The organism is Mesorhizobium sp. M0618 (assembly GCF_040320765.1).
Taxonomy (GTDB): domain Bacteria; phylum Pseudomonadota; class Alphaproteobacteria; order Rhizobiales; family Rhizobiaceae; genus Mesorhizobium.
Window position 1 is genome coordinate 1 of sequence record NZ_JAMYQH010000080.1, and the last position, 794, is coordinate 794.

At 62.6% G+C, this 794-nt stretch carries 1 protein-coding gene; it reads right to left on the reverse strand.

Annotated features, from left to right (window positions below; all coding sequences use genetic code 11):
* Positions 1 to 794, reverse strand: a 794-nt coding sequence (locus NKJ04_RS33610) for an elongation factor Tu (protein WP_352680116.1), incomplete at both ends; no start/stop codon positions are given.

The following is a 794-nucleotide window of genomic DNA, read 5'->3' on the forward strand; positions in this document are numbered from 1 at the left end:
TGGCCCTGATCGAGCAGCTTGCGGAACATTTCCACGCCCGTGCAGGTCGTCTTGGTCGTCGGACGGATGCCGATGATCTCCAGCTCCTCGCCGACCTTGACCACGCCGCGCTCGACGCGGCCGGTCACGACCGTGCCGCGGCCCGAGATCGAGAACACGTCTTCGATCGGCATCAGGAACGGCTTGTCGAGCGGACGGACAGGCGTCGGGATGTAGGCATCGACCGCAGCCATCAGCTCGCGGATCGCGTCTTCACCGATCTTCTTGTCGGAATCTTCCAGGGCAGCCAGCGCCGAACCCTTGACGATCGGAATGTCGTCGCCGGGGAACTCGTTCTTGGTCAAAAGCTCGCGAACCTCGAGCTCGACCAGTTCGAGCAACTCGGCGTCATCGACCTGGTCGACCTTGTTGAGGAACACCACGATCGACGGCACGCCCACCTGACGGGCAAGCAGGATGTGCTCGCGGGTCTGCGGCATCGGGCCGTCGGCGGCCGACACAACCAGGATCGCGCCGTCCATCTGCGCGGCACCTGTGATCATGTTCTTCACATAGTCGGCGTGGCCGGGGCAGTCGACGTGGGCGTAGTGGCGGGCAGCCGTCTCGTATTCGACGTGTGCCGTCGAGATCGTGATGCCGCGCGCCTTTTCTTCAGGGGCAGCGTCGATCTGGTCGTAGCGCTTGTATTCGCCAAAATACTTGGTGATCGCCGCCGTCAGCGACGTCTTGCCATGGTCGACGTGGCCAATCGTGCCGATGTTCACGTGAGGCTTGTTACGCTCGAATTTACCTTT